Here is a 20,424-nt window from a genome sequence, read left to right as displayed (position 1 = left end):
TTTCTTGTAATTTTATCTCGATCAAAATCAACACTTTCGAAAAAAGAGCGAAAATAATCTCCATAAAAATTTTAGAATTCAAATTATCACACTATATTTGCATCGCAATAGGGGAACAAACCCATAGCAAAAAAGCGGTGCCATAGCTCAGCTGGTAGAGCAAAGGACTGAAAATCCTTGTGTCCCTGGTTCGAACCCAGGTGGCACCACGCTTCAATCTGATGATCACAGATTTAAATAAAAGGTCAACTGGTGCCATAGCTCAGCTGGTAGAGCAAAGGACTGAAAATCCTTGTGTCCCTGGTTCGAACCCAGGTGGCACCACGCTTCAATCTGATGATCACAGATTTAAATAAAAGGTCAACTGGTGCCATAGCTCAGCTGGTAGAGCAAAGGACTGAAAATCCTTGTGTCCCTGGTTCGAACCCAGGTGGCACCACAAAAAAAGCCTGTTCTTCTGAACAGGCTTTTTTTGTTTAATTACCCCCTCCTTAATTAAGTTGACACCTAATAAGACTTATAAACGAAAACATCTAAAACACCCAAATAGGTGCCCCCAACGGAACGACCTATTCATTCGCCTGTCCCGTCCTGACATAAATTAACCGCAAATAAAAACCATCAATAAAAAATCCTTGTCCGCGTACCGAACAAGGACTATTTAAGCTTAAATTCTTTTCCAATGACTCCCTTCTCCTGGTAAGCATTCTTTTTAGCTATTGCGAAATACTACCTTTTTCCAGCAGAATTTTAACGACAAGTGGACAGATAAAGATCGATTATTGCTCATTGATGATCGAACGGTCCAAATGCACATAACCGCCGTCGACGTGGATCAATTGGCCCGTTGTATGGCTTGACTTGTCAGACAATAAGAATACGGTTGTATTTGCTATTTCTTCCGCTGTCGTCATTCGATGCTCGAATGGAATGCGGTCCGTAATTTTCTTCAATGTTTCCTCCGGATTCGGCAAAGTCTGGATCCAGGTATCGTATTGTGGTGTAGCGCATTCAGCAACAATAATCGCGTTGACACGAATTGAATAAGGCAATAGTTCTACCGCCCATTCGCGTGTCAATGCATTTCGTCCGCCATTGGAAGCAGCATAGGCAGATGTATTACCTTGCCCTGTTTCCCCTGTTTTGGAAGATATATTGACAATACTTCCTTTAGATGTTTTCAATGCATCCAATGCATGATGCGCCATTAAATAATAATGGATCAGATTTTTATGCAATGAGGCCACAAATTTTTCGTAATTGCCCGAAGCTAGGCCTACTCCATCGTTTTGCCCGGCATTGTTTACCAAACCATCTATACGGCCATAAACCTCGAGTGTCTTTTGTACTGCTCTAGCACAATCTTCCGGTTTGGACAATTCAGCTTCGATACACAAAGCATCAATACCAAACTGTTTCACTTCTTCCCTGACTTTCTCATTGTCGGCCTGCTTACGTCCCACAATAACAGGAATAGCCTGTTCCTTGGCCAAGGCATGCACTACAGCGCGCCCTATCCCTTTTGCACCACCTGTAACAATAACTACTTTATCTTTTAAATGAAGATCCATAATAATTTTATTGAATTGTATGATTCATTGATGAGCGTCTGTTTTCTACATCAACGAACTTGTTTCACTGGTTATTGATTAAAGCTTATTCCAATGGCAGCGAGCTGATTAGACTCAATTTATCTGCCATGAAAAGACTTCAGTATACATTCCTTCCCTTTCATGCATACTGAAGTCTTTTTTATAGATTATATACACGTATGGCATTCTCAGCCCAAAACGCATTTTTTTCCTTTTCTGTAAACTCGCCCAACTTGTCTTCAACGATAGCGATACTTTCCTCATAGGAGGCCGCTAACAGGCATACAGGCCAGTCCGATCCAAACATAATCCTTTGTTTTCCAAAACGTAGGAAAATATGGTCAAGATATTGTTTGAAGTCATCCAACTTCCAACCCGACCAATCTGCCTCTGTTGCCAATCCCGAAACTTTACACACCACATTTGAAAAGGTCGCAAGTTTATCGATAAACGCAGCCCACTCATCAAACTCCCTTGATTTAATCGGAGGTTTGGCAATATGGTCCAGCACAAATTGAAGATTTGGATTTTGCTGAACACATTGTAATGTAGCCTCATAATGACGCGGACGGATCAGTAAATCGTAGGTATAACCAAATTTGGCCAATGCTTTTAACCCATTCAACACTGCGGGGCGAATCAGAAAATCCGGATCCAATTCTCCCTCAACAATGTGTCGGAAGCCTTTGATCACCGGTAGTTCTTTGTAACTTTTCAACTGCTGTTCAATATCTTCGGCCTGGAGGTCAATCCATCCGACCACACCTTTGATAAAGGGGTGGCTTTTGGACAGCTGAACCAAATAATTCGTTTCCGCGTCAGATTGATCAGCCTGAACGGCCACACTACCTGCAAATCCATTTCGTTCCAATACAAACTGAATATCCAATGGCGTGAAATCCCGTTTGATAACGCTCATTTCGTCTGTAATCCAATTGTCTCTCACAGGATCGAATTGCCAAAAATGCTGATGGGTATCTATGCGCATAATAAAACCTAAAATAGGAGATAAATTAATTTTTTGAATAAGCAACCACCGTCTGACGTGATTCGCCAAGTCCATCTGCGCCCAATTCAATCACATCACCAGGTTTTAAGTAAATAGGAGGATTAAATCCAAGACCTACACCCGCAGGAGTTCCTGTTGAAATCACATCTCCCGGTAATAGGGTCATAAATCTAGAAACATAGGAAACAACATGCGCAATTGAAAATATTAAATCTTTGGTATTTCCGTCCTGATAAGTTTTACCATTAACTTTCAACCAGATACGTACATTGTTAATATCCTTGATTTCCTCTTTCGTGGCCATGAATGGTCCCATAGGCGCAAATGTATCACAGCCTTTTCCTTTATCCCAGGTTCCGCCGCGTTCCAGTTGATACTCACGTTCAGATACGTCATTGTGAAGTACATACCCTGCAACATAATCCAAAGCCTCATTTTCTTCTACATAAGAGGCTTTTTTACCAATTACAATACAAAATTCCACTTCCCAATCCGTCTTTACAGAGTCTTTAGGAATCATCACATTATCGTATGGTCCTATTAATGAAGTAGTGGATTTCATAAAAATAATAGGCTCAGCAGGAATCGGTGCATTTGTTTCCTTGGCATGATCCATATAATTCAGTCCGATACAAACTATTTTAGATGGACGGGCAAAAGGTGCCCCGATACGCTCACCTTGTGGGATTTCAGTCAGTTTACCTGTATTGGCCTTGACAAATTCCTCTAAACGAGCCAAGCCATCTTCCGCAAAAAATTGCTCATTGTAATCACCACCAAATGCACTTACATCGTAGTTTACTCCGTCAACCTGAACTCCAATCTTCTCTTTGCCAAAGGCTCCAAAACGTATTAATTTCATATTTTTTTATATTTGAGATATGAGAATCTAATGCCTCAAATCTAACACTTAGTTATTCAATTTAATAAAACCACCGTCAATAGGATAGTCATTCCCTGTAATAAATCCTGCGTCGTCGCTACAAAGGAAAAGTGCCAATTTCGCAATTTCCTCGGGTTGTGCCATACGCCCTATTGGTTGACTTGCAGACAACTTTTCAAACATTTCAGCCTCTTGACCGGGATAGTTCTTTGCGATAAAACCATCCACAAAAGGGGTATGTACACGCGCTGGAGAGATGCTGTTGCAACGGATACCAAAAGCCATGTAATCACGCGCTACCGACAAAGACATCGCATAGATCGCACCTTTACTCATGGAATAGGCAAAACGATCCGTAATTCCTACCCAAGCTGCAATCGAAGCGAGATTAAGAATAGCTCCTGAACCTTGTGCTTTCATGATCGGCACGATAGCATATAACGCATTGTAGGCACCTTTCACATTCACATTAAACACGCGTTCAAAGTCTTCGGATTTACAATTTTCCAAATTGCCGACATGAGCAATTCCAGCATTATTCACTAAAATATCAATTTTCCCGATATGTTGAGCGATGCCGATAATTTCCTCTTGGTCGGTTACGTTACAACGATTGAACACTGCCTGCCCACCTAGAGCCAAAATTTCTGCTACTACAGCATTCCCACCTTCTTCATTTAAATCCAGAATGTGGACTTTCGCTCCCTCTGTAGCAAATTGCACACTGATAGCACGACCAATCCCACTACCACCGCCTGTAACAACAGCTACTTTCTGTTCTAATTTTCCCATTGTTATTTAATTGTTAGTGTTAAAACTAGATTTGCCTCTTCAGTCGCTGCCGGCAAATCCAGTCGTAAACTATTTTCTTTATTACTAAATTTAATATCCTTATTTCCGATAAATGTCTTTACTTTTTTCACCTGATAAGGAAGCTTGGCAATATACAATTCCTTCTTTCCAGGTTTAAGGATATGCAGGTACACCTGATTTCCTTTTCGCGTCAACGCGTAATCGTCCGTAGGTGGTACCCCTCCGGCTTCAGTTCCATAGATAGTCTCACCATAAACAGCCAGCCATTTACCTAGATCTTTTAGGCGATCTTGTTGATAATCCTGAATCTCCCCGTTAGGCATCGGTCCTACATTGAGTAACAGGTTTGAACCATGGCCTGCAGCTTTAACCAAGTAAGTCAATACCTCTCTGAACGATTTACGGGTCCGGTCTTTCAATTCAAAACCCCAAGATCCAGCGATGGTACCACAAACCTCTTTGGGCAATTTACCCACATCATGTGCGCTTGTTCCAAATCCTGTGGTATTTTCTCCGGGTAGATCGCGTTCAAACATCTGAAAGTCCTCGCCCTCAAAAGGAGCTAAATGATGATTATTGCCCACCAAACATTGCGGCTGCAACTTATGGATCAACTCATAGATTTCTTTAAAATGCCAATCTTCTTTAGGTTTGTCCCAATGACCATCAAACCAAATTCCATCAACTTGACCATAACTTGTAAGAAGCTCAGTCAACTGACTCTTCATAAATTGGACATAATGATTCCAATCACCTTTTGTAGAATCACGCCCAGCGATGCCTCCTCCCGTTTTACCTGCAGGTAGATAATCATCGCGCTTCCAGTCAAGCAATGAATAATAAAACATGACTTTTATCCCCTCTGCATGACATGCTGCAACCAACTCTTTTACGATATCGCGTTTGAATGGCGATTTTTTCACGATATTATAATCCGAAGTTTGGCTATTCCACATGGCGAAACCATCGTGGTGCCTTGTCGTGAATGTAATATATTTTGCCCCAGCTTGTTTAAATAATTTAGCCCATTCTTTTGCATCAAAAGAAATGGGATTAAAAAATTTGGGCAAGAGTGCATACTCATCCAGGCTGATGTTCTGATTATTCATGACCCACTCACCATCCCCCAACACACTATAGACACCCCAATGGATAAAGACCCCGAATCGAGATTGTTCAAACCATTCCCTATTTTTTAAATTTTCAGGACTTGGCTGGTACTGTTGTTGACTATAACCAGAGGAGAGTGATCCGATGAGCAAAGCCAAGCTGCAGATGACATGTTTTAATTTCATTATGTTCGATTTATTGGTTTTTTACAAAGAAACGCCCCTTCGCCAAGGAATAAAATCATCCTGTCCCAACAGTACTGCTTTAGGCTTAACCTCGCCTGAAGCAACTTCAATTACATAATCAAGGATACGATGCGCCGCCTGTTCAATGGTCTCTGTACCTTCGATAATGGTACCACAATTAAGATCGATGATATCAGGCATTTTTTCAAAAGTCTTCGTATTCGTCGATAGTTTTACAACGGGCGTAATCGGATTTCCCGTAGGCGTCCCTAAACCAGTCGTAAATAAGACAATATTAGCACCTGCGGCAACCTCTGCTGTGGTACTCTCCACGTCATTACCCGGCGTGCACAGCAAATTCAAACCTGGCCCATTGGCCAATTCCGGATAGTCAATTACCGCAGCCACAGGTGATGTCCCACCCTTTTTTGCCGCTCCTGCCGATTTAATCGCATCCGTAATAAGACCATCACGGATATTACCCGGTGATGGGTTCATATAGAAACCCGATCCATCTGCTTCTGCTTTCGCATTATAGGTACGCATCAAGCTCATAAATTTCTCGGCAGTAGGCTCATCGACACAACGGTCACTGAGTTCTTGTTCCACCCCACATAGCTCCGGAAATTCAGCTAAAATGACAGAACCACCCAAAGTCACTAGAATATCGGAAACAAAACCAAGTGCCGGATTGGCCGAAATACCCGAAAAACCATCTGATCCACCACACTCTAAGCCGATACATAGCTTATCTAGCGTGGCTGGTTTACGTTCATTTTGGTCAGCTTGCATCATGCCTGCAAAGGTTGCTTTGATAGCCTTTTGCATCAATTCTTTTTCGGTCCCCTCCTTTTGCTGCTCAAAAATATATAAAGGACGGTCAAACCCGGGATCCCTTTTCTCAATTTCCGCTTTTAAAATGGAGGCTTGGGCATGTTGACAGCCTAAGCTCAATACCGTCGCACCGGCCACATTTGGATGTGTGATATACCCCGCCAGCAAACCGCATAGCGCATCAGAGTCCATACGTGTACCACCACAGCCCATTTCGTGGTTTAGGAATTTGATGCCATCCACGTTTTTAAACAAACGTTCCTGCTCGTTTGAAGCCGAATTAGCCAATAAATCCTGTCCCAAAATTTGGTTTACATCCGCACCGGATTTATATAATCCGATCAAGTCTTCTACTTCGGAGATGTAATTATTGGCTTTGACCTTATAACCGAGTTTCTCCTCAAAAGCAGCTTTTAATGTCAATACATTCCGGTTCTCGCAAAATACCAGCGGAATAACCAGCCAGTAGTTGGCCGTTCCGACCGTACCGTTCGAACGGTGGAAACCATTGAATGTTTTATCTTTAAATGCAGCAACATCCGGTTTGATCCATGTGGTCTTGCGATCCCCCATCCTAAAATCTTCGGATGCATGACGTAGATTTTCTGTTGTAATCAACTCTCCAGCTTCCAAATCAACATTCAGCTTCCCAACCAAAACACCGTACATCAATATTTCGGCGTCTTGCTTCATGGGCTGAATCGTAAACTTATGTTTGGCCGCAACGGCTTGTTTCAAGGTAAACTCTTTATCCCCGAAAACAATTGTTGTTCCTTCAGCCAAGTCCTGTAATGCAACCAGGACATTATCCATTGGATGGATCTGTAAATAGCGTTGTATGGCCATAACTTATACTAATTCAAATATTTTATTCATCATTACCCACTTTTCACCTGGTTTGGACCCTGGAACAGCGGCCTGATATTTCCACATCAGCTGCTCCCATTCCTGAACTTTTTCATTGGCGGCATCCATAGCAGATTTGCGCTCAAATGAAAAATCTTCATCAACCTCCATATTCATAAACAATCTATTCTCAAAACGATAGATCTCCATTTGAGTTACCCCAGCATCCAGAATCGATTGTTTAATTTCTGGCCATACCGCACGGTGGTAATCCTCATATTCTTTGATCAATTGTGGATCATTGACAAGATCCAGCGCCATGACATATTTTTTCATTGCAATCTATTAATGTGATTTAAGATTTTCTGTTTCGGCGATGCTCACGTTCCTATTCTGAAAGGCAAAAGCCAATACTACAATGAAACATACGAGCGGTACGAAATAGCCATATTGAAAGTGACCTGTTTCATCCGATATTAAACCCAAAAGTGGCGGCAAAAAAGCACCGCCGACGATTGACATTACAATCAGACTGGAAGCAGATTTGGTGTCCGCACCGATTCCCTGAACACCAAAGGCAAAAATAGTTGGAAACATAATGGACATAAAAAATGCGATTCCGATCAAGGCATATAATGTTTGTACACCTGTTCCAAAAATAACGAACAGTGATAATGCAATCGTCACAAATGAATATATGATCAACAGTTTAGATGCTGAAACAAAACGCATAAAGAAGGTTCCAATAAATCGGCCTAACATAAATGCTAATCCTGCAAAACCAGCATAGTCCGCACCATCTTTCCCTGATATCCCCGCTACTTCTGTCGCGTATAGCACCAGAAAGCTTAAGATACAGACCTGGGCACCAACATAAAAAAACTGGGCAATGACCGCCCATCTTACATTTTTATGTCTCAAGGCATGGAAAAAGCCCGCTTTACCCTCTTCCTCATCATCTTTGATGTCAGGCAGCTTGGTAAAGAAGAACAAAGCTGCAATCAACAGGATCAATACGCCCAAAACAAGGTAAGGCATTTTTACAGAAGCTGTTTCCGATTGGATGTAGGCCTGTTTTGCCTGTTCAGCCATTTGTGCAAGCTCTTCCTGTGATTTCGGTTCGTGTGACAAAATAAATTTACCACCAAATATAGGAGCCAAAAAAGCCGCCAGACCATTGAATGACTGCGCAAAATTAAGTCGTTGAGCAGATGTTGCAGGATCTCCCAATATCGCCACATATGGGTTAGCCGCCGTTTCCAGTATGGTCAAACCACATGCAACCACAAACAAAGCACCCAAAAAGAAAGCGTAACTGATGGTATTCGCTGCCGGAACAAACATAAAACAGCCCAGCGCAAAAAATAACAGCCCGATCAGAATACCGGCCTTATAGCCATAACGTTTCATAATAATTCCTGCAGGGATTGCCATCACGAAATAAGCGATAAATACCGCTGAATCGACCAAAGAAGCCTGGAAATGTGATAAACTAAAAGCATTCCGCAAATGTGGAATCAAGATCGGGTCAAGGTTATGGATAAATCCCCAGAAGAAGAACAAGGAGGTCACCAAAATCAAGGCAAATGTGTAACTCTTTTTGTTAGTCATATATTCAAATGGTTATAAAGTGTTATTTTATGTAAAATAAGCCTAAAAATCCTAGACAATATTCAAGTATATTATCAATTTATTAAGCTATATTACCATACCTTAACAAGAATACGTAACTTTAATGCATATATTTCATAGTTATGAAAGCACAGTTACTGCATTTAAACAACAATCACACACATTCATTCAATGCGCGAAGAGATAATACACCACAATACCACAACATTTGGCATTATCACGAAGAACTTGAGTTGATTTATTTTGCAGAAGGCTCGGGCACACAATTTATTGGCGACAGCGTTCGTCGTTTTGAATCTGGAGATATCACACTGGTAGGCTCCAACCTCCCCCACTATTGGCTGTTTGATGAAATCTACCTAAAAGAGGACAATCCACGGGCGGCAGATATACGGGTACTGCATTTTAAAGAAAATTTCTGGGGAAATGAATTCATCAATCTGCCCGAAAACAAACACATCAAAGACTTGATACGGATTTCGAAACGGGGTATCGCACTTTCCCGATCAATCCGGGCTGAGACCATAACACATATTGATGCAATACTTAATATGTCCGGTACAGCAAGAATCATCCATCTGCTGCAAATCTTAACTTGCATTGCAGCGGATGAGCACCCTGATCTATTAACCAGCACAGGCTTTACAATCCAGTCCCAGGATCAGGACGCAGATCGCATGCGCATAGCCATGCACTACATCGGTGAAAATTATCGGGATCAGATCCGCTTACAGGAACTAGCCTCATTGACAGGAATGACCCCCAATTCATTTTGCCGTTATTTTAAATCACAGATCGGTAAGACACTTTTTCAGTTTCTAATTGAGATGCGTGTAAAGACAGCCTGTAATTTATTACTCGAAAATAAACAAACGATCAAGCAGATCTGCTTTGAATCCGGATTCCAAAACTTCTCAAGCTTTCATAAATATTTCAAGAATATCACGGGAACGACGCCGCTTAACTATCAAAAATCAAAAACTTAATACAATCTTTCCCAACAGATTCGAATCCTCCATGAGTTGATGTGCCTTTGCGGCTTCATGATAAGGCAATACACGAAACAGCCTGGGTTTAAAATCACCTGAAATGATCTTAGGCCATACCTCATCCCAGATCTCATTACGTAATGTTTCTTTAAATTGACGATCTCTTGCTCTTAATGTACTTCCGGTAAGTATAATCCGCTTTTGCATCAATTTGAGCAGATTGATTTCTGCTTTAGCTCCTTCCATGGCGTTGATATAGACCAAGCGGCCATCGGGATTCAGGAGATTGATGTTTTTCTCGAAATAGGCACCACCGATACTATCTAAGATTACATCAACCCCCAGATCAGACAGTATATCCTGAAAATCTTGAGTCTTATAGTTTATTACTTTTGATGCGCCAAGTGATCGGCAAAAAAGTGCCTTTTCCTCCGAGCTAACGGTTGTATAAACCTCTGCTCCAAATAAGACCCCTAATTGAATCGCAGTACTACCAATTCCACCGGCCCCACCATGTACCAGAAAACGTTCGCCACGCTGCAGTTTCCCGCGACGAAAAACATTGTCCCAAACCGTGAAAACTGTCTCGGGAAGCGCCGCCGCTTCTTCAAAACTTATGCTGTTCGGAATCGGGAGGCACTGCCCCTGATAAACGGCAACATAGCTTGCATAGCCGCCACCGGCAATCAGCGCACATACACGGTCACCTATATTCCAGTCAACGGCCGACGGTCCTTTTTCCACAATAACACCAGCTACCTCCAGTCCCGGAATACGCGGATCAACCCCAGCAGGCGCAGGATAATTTCCTTTTCGCTGAAAAACATCGGGTCTATTCACACCCGCGGCCCTGACCTCGATCAACACATCCATGTCTCCAATCTTTGGACGTTCCAATTCCTCAACCCTGAGTACCTCAGGACCTCCTGCTCTGCTTATTACAACTGCTTTCATCTTTAAATAATTATTTCTCTCCTTTTAAGATCAATAGTAGATTGCATCCTACGATGCCAGCCCCAACTTATCCGATCAGCCCCATGCGCTCCAATATGTTATAGGGCATATTTAAAATTGATACCTTATTAATGGAGACCTCTTTAGGATTTCTTCGGATATTTCTGTAAACGGACATTGAGTGATAGCATAAAATAACGGGCCAGACGATTATTTTGAACGTCCAATATATCATTCCCGACAACAGCACGGGATATTCCCGTATTCTGGTTCATTAAATCAAAGCCCTGAAACCGCAACATGCCCAGATTATTCCGTCCGAAAGTATATTCCATGTAAGCATTGATGATCGTTGGACTAATATTACTCCATGAACTTGAATACCCCGCATTAAACTTTTGAGATAGCTCCAGCCCCATCGTAAAATGCTTTCCTAAATAAGCCTTGGAACCGAGTCCAACAATTCCCGAATGCGCTGTGATATTATCCCGGACTGGCCAGTCAAAAGTTGCCCGGTTCAACGAGTAATTACCATTTAATTCCGCTTCAAAAATATCATTCCAGGCATAACGAAATTGAATGGCCTGTGTAATTAGAATGTGTCCACCAAAGCTCTTCTTATCATTCATAAAGGAGATATTATTATAATAGTCCCCATTTCCATTGAGACTCATCTGCAAATTATCCGAGAACAGGGAAGCCGTAAAAAGGTAATAGCTTTTGATATCAAAATAACCGTCCGTATTCCGATATGTTGTTTTTTGTATGGTTGAATTAGGCTCTATGGTACGGTCAGCAACAATTTTATCGTTGACCAGATTATAGGCAAAACTCGCTTCAAAGTACTGGCCTTTGCCCGTCATTGACTTGCGGTATTTTGAAACAATTGTATTCGCAAACTCTGATCTTAAATCTTTATTACCAATAATAATATTTTGCGTATTTGTATTATCGACCACCGGTTGTATCTGGTAGAAACTAGGTTGGTTATTACGGCCATAATAATCTATCGAGAGATCTTCCTCCTTGGTAAATCTCCATTTCAATCCAGCTGAGGGTACAAAATTCACATTCGGATAGGAGGCTGGATTGGCCTGACCTGCTAGCTCTCCCTTCAACTCTGAGGCTTGAACGGCAAAGCCAAAATTCACCTTAATGTTTTTACCCATATCCTGCCGATAAACCATCCCAACCTTATTGCTGGCAAAAGAATAATTATATTTCAGGCTGAGCGAATCGATCAATATAGGTTCTTTATCAGGATCTTTGCGGTCAAAAGTTGAGCGACTGGCATCTATTTTCGTGTAATCCAGGTCATAGTTGATCTCCAATACACCGCCCAGATCCACCGGTTCGACAAGGGATAGCCGGCTCTGAATATTTTTGCTTTCGTTATCCGTTCGGGTCGTTTGATTCACAAAGGTCTCGGTGATCTTAGGTGGTGCCATTGTACTGTCTATGCCCCTATTGTTATCACGCAGTACTTCGTCCTTATCCAACGCATTGAAATCGCTATGAAAAGTATACAATATCTTTCGGCCCGGCTTATCAAAACTCCTCGTATAGAAAAGGTCAAGAGCTGCTGCCGGACTTTCCGTACTATTCGCGGCCTCATAATTACCGGTACTGCTTAATCTATTGTTCTTTATCCGTCGATCTTTTAATGTTCGACTTGTCGAATTGGTCCAGGAAAGTTTGGGAGAGAGCTTCAATTGATCTTTAGGCGATAGTTTCATATCAAAATCCCAGTCCATCTTATGTGTCCGGTCAACAGATTTTATCCGGTAATCCTCATAATTACTGATCGAAGTATTCACGCCTTTTCCAGATCCGTAAATAGATTGTAAGAACGAATTTCCTACCGTATAATTGTTGCGCTGTGTGAAAGAATATTTTCCACTCGCATTGATATTCTTTGATAATGGACTAGAAAAACTGGCGCCAATAGAACCTATTTTATTGACACCGTCTGTAGGATCGGCAAAATCTGCCAGCTCGCCCATTTCCCGCTCCCGCTCGCCCCCATTGGGAGAACCAAAAGAAAACAGATTGGTATTGGTATTATTTATGGAGGATACAATAGAATATTCCTTCCCATTATCAAATCTATTTATGCCGACACTTCCAAGGTAGCGGTCAGCAGTACCTCCGCCCAATGTTGCCTGTCCAAAAGTGATTTTTTTCTTATCCTCCCGAAGTACAATATTCAATATCTTTTCGGATTCGGTGCTTTTGATCCCTTTGGCTGTGGCTTCGTCGCCATAAAAATCAATAACCTGCACACTTTTCACAAAATCGGCAGGTAAATTTCGTGTAGCCGTCAGGACATCTCCACCAAAAAAACGCTTTCCATCAACTTTTACAGAAGAAATAGCCTTTCCGAAAGCGTAAACAGATCCATCCCGAGATACCTGTACATTTGGCAAGGCTTTAAGCGCCTCTTCCAAAAGAGCACGTCTATCAAATTGAAAGGCATCTAAGTTAAACTGTACAGTATCTTGCTTATAGACAATAGGTTTATATTTTTGAATAACAATCTCCTTTAACAAAGAAACATGTGGAAACATGGTCAATTTTCCCACATCCAGTTTAGCCGTACTGCTATTGTAAAGTGGATAGCTACGCTCTAGGATACTCAGGCCTATCTGACTGCAGCTTATCCGGATATCGTTACCTAAAACCCGTGCAAAATGAAAATATCCGGTCTCTGAAGTGGATGAAAACAACGTATCCCGGGAACTTGTTAAATGCACATTGACACCTTTGAGAGGCTTGCCAGCTGTATCTATAACAATTCCATAAACTTCTTTTTTTGTCGCCTGACCAAACGAATTACTTGGCAGAAAAAACAAGCTTATAATAGATAACAAAAGTATAAACCGGATGATATTCCCGCCCCTTAGTTTCATCAAACAGACTTTGCAATAATACAATTCAATATAAGAATTCTTAAGCTATTAACGTAAAAACTTGTGATTTTGTATAAAAAAAAACGAGCTGTCAGGAAAACAACTCGTTTTTTCAACTAATTTTTTTATAATTTGTTACTCGCCTGCGAAGCTAACCTTAACAAGATGCTTGTCAATTTCCCAACGGCCAGTACCATCTTCACCAATTACATCAAATAATTCCAGGATACGTCTTGCAACAAATTCTTCCTCTACTTGCTCTTCCAAGAACCATTGTACAAAGTTAAATGTCACATAATCTTTAGCTTTTGCACATTTGTCTGCAATATTATTGAATTGCTCTGTTACAAACATTTCTTGCTCCAACGTTTGCTCAAATACGCCACGGAAGGATTCGAAATCCTGTGGAATTCCCGTAATTTCCGGAGAGATTGCACGGCCGCCACGATTATTGATATAGTTGAACAGTTTCAACATATGCTCACGTTCTTCATTGGACTGTTTTGCAAAAAAATCAGCAGCATTTTCCAAACCTTGGTCATCACACCATGAAGACATTGCTAAATATAATGCTGAAGAATGTGCTTCAACTTTAATCTGTGCATTCAGTATATTTTCGATCTCTTCTTTCAAAGAAGATTTTAATTTCAATAAATCTTTCATATTTACCTTAAGTTTAATTTCTAAAACAAGATCAGGTGATACACCTTATCATCTGATTACATTACAAAGATACATCGCATTTCGAAAATCTGTATACATTATATGCAATACAAATTCAGTCTAAATTAGACAATTAAACCACAACTTGTTTAGAATCAATACAATTACAAATACCAATCATCGACACTTTCAATAACCCATAAATTTAAATTATAGGCGCATAATTAGGTCTAGCAAATACTGAATCACAATAAATACACAAATGGCACCCTAGCGTACTTATTTAATTTTAATTTAAATAAGTACTTGGCATAATAGAAAAAGCGGTGTATATCTACTAGGATATACACCGCTTTTTCGAAAATAGGATATTAAGAACTCCTCCTTACGCTGACACAGCAAAGGGCGAGACCTGTAAACAGGTTCTGATAACCGAATTTAATTCCATCATAAATTTAGCCCCATCCAGCAATTCGCGAAGCTGAAGCACATCTTCTACAGCAAGAATAAAACATCTTTCCGTACGAAAAGGCATAATAATTTCAAAATCAGACGAACGTGTAGTATCATGAATCATACGTTCAATATCGATCATATCCACACGTTTCTTGAATTTCAAAAAGTCTGAAACCGAAAATGATGTAGTCTCATTGTTATATTCTAACCAGAAGCAATTTTTACGACTACATTGATAAACTTTACCCGCTGCAGTGGCAAACACTTCTTCAACATGCGCTAATGGACAAACCAATTCTGACATCTTTATTACCCTTATCTTTTAAACTGCTCAAAAATAAATATTATTTATAATCAATCCAAGTAAAACAAGTGATTATTTTGATTTAATATAAATAAGCAGTTTTAGTGCTTATACTAGCGAACAAACTGCCCCTTGCCATATGATTAATTGCTAAAAGTTAGCGATCGCCCTGACCGGCTAAACAGCGCTATAAAAATAAACCGAATTATCAACGCATAAAAATCTATAGCAATTCATACGGCAAGACACCTTCAAAAAAAAGGAGGTCAATTTAGATTGACCTCCTCCGTTACAATGTATATATTATATCTTAATCGTATTCTTCCTCTTCTTCTTCCTCTACAGCAAGTACTTCTTTGCGGTTGCTAACGATTGTATTTTTTGTCTTTGTTTTATGTTTGTTAATCTGTCTACGCAAGGACTCCACCGCGATATCCGTCGCCTCCTCAAAACTCTTCGCCTGCCCTTTTGCGAAAAGCTGGCTCCCCGGAATATTCAGTTTGATTTCTGAAATCTTATTTGCCTCGTCATCGACATTTTCCAATCGCAGGTAGCATTCACCACCGATGATTGAATCCAAAAACTGCTCTAATTTTCCCGTTTTCTTTTTAATGAATTCGATAAGCTTTTGATCTGCATTAAATCGAATGGATTGCACAGTAATGTTCATTTTTCCTCCTTTTTTTAAGCTTTTGGATGAGCTTGTTTATAAATAGACTTCAATCGTTCTGCTGAGTTATGCGTGTACACTTGCGTTGCGGCAAGCCCGGCATGTCCCAACAGTTCTTTAATTGCATTTAAATCCGCACCATTATCCAATAGAGCGGTGGCGTATGTATGCCTCAGAATATGAGGACTGCGCTTACCTTGTGTGGAAATCAGGGTCAGATGCCGATGCACAATATCATAGATAAGCTTGGCATAAGCTGGTTTACCCTCTTTTGTAACAATCAGTAAGCTGTTATTAGTATCAACAAATTGCGCCGCTTTTTGTTGCAAATAGTTTTTCAATTCTTTTACCAAAAGATCATTTATCGGAACAAGGCGTTCCTTGCTCCTTTTACCTAATATAAGAATATTTTTATTAAAAAAATCAATATCCTGCTCCTTAATTTTCAACAATTCAGCCAAGCGAATACCTGTCCCAAAAAGCAATTCCATCACCAGGTAATTCCGACAGGATTCAAAGCCTTCTTGCTCTTGTCCCAGATGATCCAGCAACTGAACCAATTTTTCCTTCTCCACAACAACAGGTAGCTTTTTCGCAGTTTTCAACGCCTTAATCAGTGCCATCGGATTCTTATCAAGACATCCTTCACGTTGTAGAAATTTAAAATAGGTACGCAACGAAGACATGCTTCGATTGACCGAACTTGCATTTTTACCTGATTCCATCATCTGAGCAAAGTAATGGCGTAGATCCCGATAAACAACATCCGGTACCGCCAAGCCTTCTACGGTCAAAAAGGATTGAAACATTTCCAGTTCATGCCGATACGCAATAACCGTATGTTCTGAATATCTCTTTTCAATCTGCAAATACCGGATAAATTCCTTTTCCAACATAAATTCCCTCGCTATACTATCCTTAAATTACAAACTTAAAAGCACAAAAAAAAGGGAAAAGCAATGCTTTTCCCTTTATATTTTTAAATTCTCAACGAATCAATTAGTTAGCCACATCTTGATTCAAAGATTGTTTGTAAATCGCTTTTTTCACTTGAATGCGACGAGTTACAGATCTCTTTTCATAAGCTTGACGTGAACGCAGCTCTCTTAAAACACCAGTTTTCTCGAATTTCTTCTTGAAACGTTTCAATGCTCTATCTAAAGATTCTCCTTCTTTTACATTTACGATAATCATGCGTTGTATATACCTCCTTTCGTCGCTTTTAAAATTTAAAGTGGGACAAAGGTACAATATTTCCACGAATATGAAAAGAAAAATAATTTTTATAGTAATCCGAACTCCTCCAGTATCAATTGCAATGGTTTTTCCTTGGTACACAGCGCTGTATGCCAGCCCAATTGTTTTGCGGTAGCCAAATGCTGGGGACTATCGTCAACAAACAACGTCTCCTCTGGCTTCAACTGCTGCTCCGCCATCAGCAGTTCGAAAATCTCCGCGTCAGGCTTACGCATGCCAACCAAATGCGAATAATAGGTTTTTTCAAAAAATCCCGAATTGTCAGCAACAGCATATTTTTCTTGAATAGCTTTCATACAATAAGCATAATGGATCGCATTATTATTACTCAACAAAAAAGTGCGATACTTATCTTTCAATGACAATAATAACTCATGGTACCCTTCAGGAACCCCGATCAGCAAACTGTTCCAGGCCGTATCAATCTGCGTATCGGTCAAGGCATGGTTTTTAGTGATTTCCCGAATTCCATCCCGAAATTGCCTAGCATCAATTTTTCCCTTATCAAAATCATCAAAAAGCGCACTTTGACCATGATGCCCAAAAACTTCGTCAACATTCGCTATACCTAACTGAGTAAAAGCACCTTTCAACTTTATAAAGTCGATCATGAAGATTACATTCCCATAATCAAGAACAATATTTTTAATTTTTTCCATCGAATTATTTTGAAATACCGATGCAAATATCGATAATTGCATCGTCAAAACAGTATTAACAAAACTAAAATTGACAATACAAACGACCTGCTCCTATAGCTCAGTCGGTTAGAGTAGAAGACTCATAATCTTTTGGTCCCTGGTTCGAGCCCAGGTGGGAGCACAAAAAAAATCGCTTATCTGAACAAGAAAGCGATTTTTTTGTTTCTACGCATCAGTTTTCATTGATGAAAAGTATTTTTATCCACTTGATTTTTTATTTATATCCTGCCAGCCATAATAGCCAGAAAATTTCACATTGCTATTTGTTTATCATAATAGCTACCAAGTCTCCTAAATATATTCTTACATCGAGATCCCGATATAATGTTATTTATACTTGTACGTTGTTTTTGTTACCAACTCACTTGACCCAAAATATCCGCGTTGTATCAATGATAGCGGATAACCATAGTCATCGTAAACATATTCATTCTTAAAAATAGATAGTATTGCGCCAGTTTTAGTGTCTATACTTGTAATTTTTCTCGAATTGTGACGTGGAAGGTTATTGAACACAATATATGGATGGTTCATGGACAAGGGCAAAATATTAATTTTATTGTCGTATTCTTTATAATAAGTCTCACGCCATGGTACAAAGTTCTTCGAGCCCGGATGCAAAATAGCAGCCATGACCACTGTAAGATTTCCGTTTTGATCATAATTATAAGAGTTTTTAATAAAAGTTCCCTCATTGTCTCCCAAATGTAGACGGTCTATAATCTCTTTCAAAAATCCTTTCATATCATAATGATAAGAGTGCGTAACCACAACACGCCCTTTGTGGTCAAATTCTTCGGTATGTTCAATCACACCCGGGCTTTCATAATAAAACTTCAATTTATAGACCTCATTACTATTTATTTCTGAAATAAAATTATCATCATTATATTTAATTGTAACAAGGGATTTAGAAGTATTTTCCGGCAAAGTGACTGTAGTTGTATAACCGACCAGTCTATCATTCCTATCATAGGTTAACATAATCTTACTTTCCGAACTACTTGTTTTACTGTTGATTTCAGAAAGTACCTTTTTACCATACTGACCAACAACAACTTCATTATATTTTCTGCAACCGCTTAAGACAATCAGCAAAAAAAAACCACTAATAATTCCTATATTCATTGCATTTTCAATTATTTATCAATAAATAAAAGTCATTTCTATCTTCTAAAATATGAGCTACAACAATCTCAACGAAATTAGAAAAATCAATTGTGGCTTCTATCACATGCTCATGTGATTTTTAATACCCGTATTCCTCCTTTCATAAAACGGCTAGCGAATCTAGATTACTACTGTTAAGGCATGATTATTAAATTAACAATAACCTTTTTGTATCTAGCTATTAAATTCAATCTCATTCACCATAAACTTTGTAACATGACCATATTTGATAATTGAAAAATATTTTAATGATTTGCTTTTGCAAGACAGAACCAACATTCTAGCATCTAGTAATGTGGTACCGATAAAAAAACTCATAATCTTTTGCTCCCTGGTTCGAGCCCAGGTGGGAGCACAAAAGCAAAAATCATTTTTTTAGTTTATTCGCTTTGGGATAAACCCAGTAGAGTTGCCGGTTTATGCTACACAAAAGAGTATCCTTGTTGTTTTTAGGAAAATACAAGGGCGAAGGAAAAGCATCTGTCTTATTCTTGTACCTAAAGTTGAAATACCTGTCTCCAAATTTAACACGAAAGTATTCGATCTCATGTTGTCTGAAAGAAATATTGAGGTAATGCGAATGGATGAAATTGCTTTCTATGGTTGGTTTCGCCGCCATTTCATAAGGTCGAACGCCATACTCAATAATTTTAGGCCTTATACTTTCATTATAACCTACCCTTGTCTTTCCGACAGTATATAATTTTCCTTTTGCATCGGTATAGAATTCTGTTTCCGTCTCATTTCCGGCCCATATTTTGGTTACAGGATAAAGTGTGCGGTAAAAATCGATCTCCTTTGTTTTTTCTTTTATATAGGCAGCATCTAGCCTTTCTTTTTCTTCATCAGTCGGATTGCTCGTTTGAGGATAATTTTTCCTTTTCAAAAATTCCGACTGTGTCTCCTCCAGGATAAAATCCGCTGGAACCAGGTCTTCCTCTTTATGATAATCAGAAAAACGGATACCTATCAATTGCTTTTTAAAGAGTGTATCGTTTTTAAAAATCTCTTTAGAAAAGATAAATCGCTGATTCAGTGAATCGATATAAAAATCCTTTGTTTTGGCAATTTCCCTTATCTTCCTGCCTTTTTCAGTGGCTAAAGTCGCTTGAATAACATCATCAATTTTTACTAATAGAATATCATTTTTTGAATTGTCCACCTGAAACACCCTATCCGCTTCCATGCCCGTTTTTTCGATTTCAAAAAATGAATCATTATTTTGGGGCATAAAAATCCAATCCCGGTGTTTAGACCATTCCGGAATCCGATATCCCATAGAAAACGCAATTGCGGCCGCAATAACAATTGCAATGATCAAAAGATAGATTTTCTTATTTCTCATATTTTCATCTTTCCAAACATTTGCATAAAATAGATGCTACCGGATTATATTATCCTAAGTACATGCCCAAACACCCCGATAAAGACCGCAGCCAGCAAAATA

Annotated in this window: 19 protein-coding genes and 4 tRNA genes; 5 read left to right on the top strand and 18 right to left on the bottom strand. The window is 39.6% G+C overall.

Features of this window, described 5'->3' with window-relative positions; genetic code table 11:
- Window positions 1–136 precede the first annotated feature (136 nt).
- The 3 genes from ACK8HY_RS00235 to ACK8HY_RS00225 all read left to right on the top strand — a co-directional run bounded on the left by ACK8HY_RS00235 (window position 137) and on the right by ACK8HY_RS00225 (window position 439).
- Window positions 137–209 (top strand) — tRNA-Phe (locus ACK8HY_RS00235).
- A gap of 42 nt (window positions 210–251) precedes the next feature.
- Window positions 252–324 (top strand) — tRNA-Phe (locus ACK8HY_RS00230).
- A gap of 42 nt (window positions 325–366) precedes the next feature.
- A tRNA-Phe gene (locus tag ACK8HY_RS00225) sits at window positions 367–439 on the top strand.
- Window positions 440–779: 340 nt separating this feature from the next.
- Here ACK8HY_RS00225 and ACK8HY_RS00220 read toward each other — a convergent pair.
- The 8 genes from ACK8HY_RS00220 to fucP all read right to left on the bottom strand — a co-directional run bounded on the left by ACK8HY_RS00220 (window position 780) and on the right by fucP (window position 8,883).
- Complete coding sequence (locus ACK8HY_RS00220; RefSeq protein WP_077436035.1) at window positions 780–1,571, bottom strand: SDR family oxidoreductase; 792 nt, start codon at window positions 1,569–1,571, stop codon at window positions 780–782.
- A gap of 181 nt (window positions 1,572–1,752) precedes the next feature.
- A complete protein-coding gene (locus ACK8HY_RS00215; protein WP_416132314.1) occupies window positions 1,753–2,580 on the bottom strand; it encodes an amidohydrolase family protein in 828 nt (275 codons plus the stop codon).
- A 25-nt stretch (window positions 2,581–2,605) separates the two neighbouring features.
- Window positions 2,606–3,463, bottom strand: coding sequence for a fumarylacetoacetate hydrolase family protein (locus ACK8HY_RS00210; protein WP_416132313.1), 858 nt, complete (start codon window positions 3,461–3,463; stop codon window positions 2,606–2,608).
- A 48-nt stretch (window positions 3,464–3,511) separates the two neighbouring features.
- Entirely contained in the window at window positions 3,512–4,276 is a 765-nt protein-coding gene (locus tag ACK8HY_RS00205; protein ID WP_077436029.1) for an SDR family NAD(P)-dependent oxidoreductase, read from the bottom strand.
- Between the two features lie 2 nt (window positions 4,277–4,278).
- A complete protein-coding gene (locus tag ACK8HY_RS00200; protein ID WP_416132312.1) occupies window positions 4,279–5,592 on the bottom strand; it encodes an alpha-L-fucosidase in 1,314 nt (437 codons plus the stop codon).
- A 21-nt stretch (window positions 5,593–5,613) separates the two neighbouring features.
- Window positions 5,614–7,272 (bottom strand): UxaA family hydrolase, encoded by a 1,659-nt coding sequence (locus ACK8HY_RS00195; protein ID WP_416132311.1) that lies wholly within the window; start codon window positions 7,270–7,272, stop codon window positions 5,614–5,616.
- A gap of 3 nt (window positions 7,273–7,275) precedes the next feature.
- The gene (locus ACK8HY_RS00190) at window positions 7,276–7,608 is read right to left on the bottom strand and encodes an L-rhamnose mutarotase (protein WP_416132310.1); all 333 of its coding nucleotides are present in this window, start codon (window positions 7,606–7,608) and stop codon (window positions 7,276–7,278) included.
- A 9-nt stretch (window positions 7,609–7,617) separates the two neighbouring features.
- The gene (gene fucP, locus ACK8HY_RS00185) at window positions 7,618–8,883 is read right to left on the bottom strand and encodes an L-fucose:H+ symporter permease (protein WP_077436021.1); all 1,266 of its coding nucleotides are present in this window, start codon (window positions 8,881–8,883) and stop codon (window positions 7,618–7,620) included.
- A gap of 143 nt (window positions 8,884–9,026) precedes the next feature.
- Between fucP and ACK8HY_RS00180 the strand changes: the two genes are divergently transcribed.
- Window positions 9,027–9,890 carry an AraC family transcriptional regulator gene (locus ACK8HY_RS00180; RefSeq protein ID WP_416132309.1) on the top strand — a complete coding sequence of 288 codons (864 nt, stop codon included), beginning with the start codon at window positions 9,027–9,029 and terminating at the stop codon, window positions 9,888–9,890.
- On the opposite strand, the gene ACK8HY_RS00175 is transcribed toward ACK8HY_RS00180, so the two are convergent.
- The 8 genes from ACK8HY_RS00175 to ACK8HY_RS00140 all read right to left on the bottom strand — a co-directional run bounded on the left by ACK8HY_RS00175 (window position 9,879) and on the right by ACK8HY_RS00140 (window position 17,765).
- Window positions 9,879–10,847 (bottom strand): NAD(P)H-quinone oxidoreductase, encoded by a 969-nt coding sequence (locus tag ACK8HY_RS00175; RefSeq protein ID WP_416132308.1) that lies wholly within the window; start codon window positions 10,845–10,847, stop codon window positions 9,879–9,881. The two genes, ACK8HY_RS00180 and ACK8HY_RS00175, sit on opposite strands and share 12 nt — an antisense overlap.
- Window positions 10,848–10,990: 143 nt before the next feature.
- Window positions 10,991–13,756, bottom strand: a complete 2,766-nt coding sequence (locus tag ACK8HY_RS00170; protein ID WP_416132307.1) for an outer membrane beta-barrel protein — start codon at window positions 13,754–13,756, stop codon at window positions 10,991–10,993.
- Window positions 13,757–13,891: 135 nt separating this feature from the next.
- Window positions 13,892–14,419: a ferritin gene (locus tag ACK8HY_RS00165; RefSeq protein ID WP_077436013.1), complete on the bottom strand. Its 528-nt coding sequence runs from the start codon at window positions 14,417–14,419 to the stop codon at window positions 13,892–13,894.
- 385 nt (window positions 14,420–14,804) lie between these two features.
- On the bottom strand, window positions 14,805–15,179 hold the full coding sequence (locus ACK8HY_RS00160) for a DUF6686 family protein (protein ID WP_077436011.1): 375 nt from the start codon (window positions 15,177–15,179) through the stop codon (window positions 14,805–14,807).
- Between the two features lie 310 nt (window positions 15,180–15,489).
- Complete coding sequence (gene hpf / locus ACK8HY_RS00155; protein ID WP_077436009.1) at window positions 15,490–15,849, bottom strand: ribosome hibernation-promoting factor, HPF/YfiA family; 360 nt, start codon at window positions 15,847–15,849, stop codon at window positions 15,490–15,492.
- A gap of 14 nt (window positions 15,850–15,863) precedes the next feature.
- Window positions 15,864–16,745 (bottom strand): tyrosine-type recombinase/integrase, encoded by an 882-nt coding sequence (locus ACK8HY_RS00150; protein ID WP_416132306.1) that lies wholly within the window; start codon window positions 16,743–16,745, stop codon window positions 15,864–15,866.
- 103 nt (window positions 16,746–16,848) lie between these two features.
- Window positions 16,849–17,043: a 30S ribosomal protein S21 gene (rpsU, locus tag ACK8HY_RS00145; RefSeq protein WP_046672133.1), complete on the bottom strand. Its 195-nt coding sequence runs from the start codon at window positions 17,041–17,043 to the stop codon at window positions 16,849–16,851.
- An 89-nt stretch (window positions 17,044–17,132) separates the two neighbouring features.
- Window positions 17,133–17,765 carry an HAD family hydrolase gene (locus ACK8HY_RS00140; protein WP_416132305.1) on the bottom strand — a complete coding sequence of 211 codons (633 nt, stop codon included), beginning with the start codon at window positions 17,763–17,765 and terminating at the stop codon, window positions 17,133–17,135.
- An 89-nt stretch (window positions 17,766–17,854) separates the two neighbouring features.
- Here ACK8HY_RS00140 and ACK8HY_RS00135 point away from each other — a divergent pair.
- A tRNA-Ile gene (locus ACK8HY_RS00135) sits at window positions 17,855–17,928 on the top strand.
- A 206-nt stretch (window positions 17,929–18,134) separates the two neighbouring features.
- Here the strand turns inward: ACK8HY_RS00135 and ACK8HY_RS00130 are convergent.
- Window positions 18,135–18,935: a hypothetical protein gene (locus ACK8HY_RS00130; protein ID WP_077436003.1), complete on the bottom strand. Its 801-nt coding sequence runs from the start codon at window positions 18,933–18,935 to the stop codon at window positions 18,135–18,137.
- A 409-nt stretch (window positions 18,936–19,344) separates the two neighbouring features.
- Window positions 19,345–20,322, bottom strand: a complete 978-nt coding sequence (locus tag ACK8HY_RS00125; RefSeq protein WP_416132304.1) for a hypothetical protein — start codon at window positions 20,320–20,322, stop codon at window positions 19,345–19,347.
- Window positions 20,323–20,424 lie beyond the last annotated feature (102 nt).

The sequence above is a fragment of the Sphingobacterium sp. NGMCC 1.201703 genome (genome assembly GCF_047784615.1).
GTDB lineage: Bacteria > Bacteroidota > Bacteroidia > Sphingobacteriales > Sphingobacteriaceae > Sphingobacterium.
This window is presented reverse-complemented; position numbering and strand designations above follow the sequence as displayed.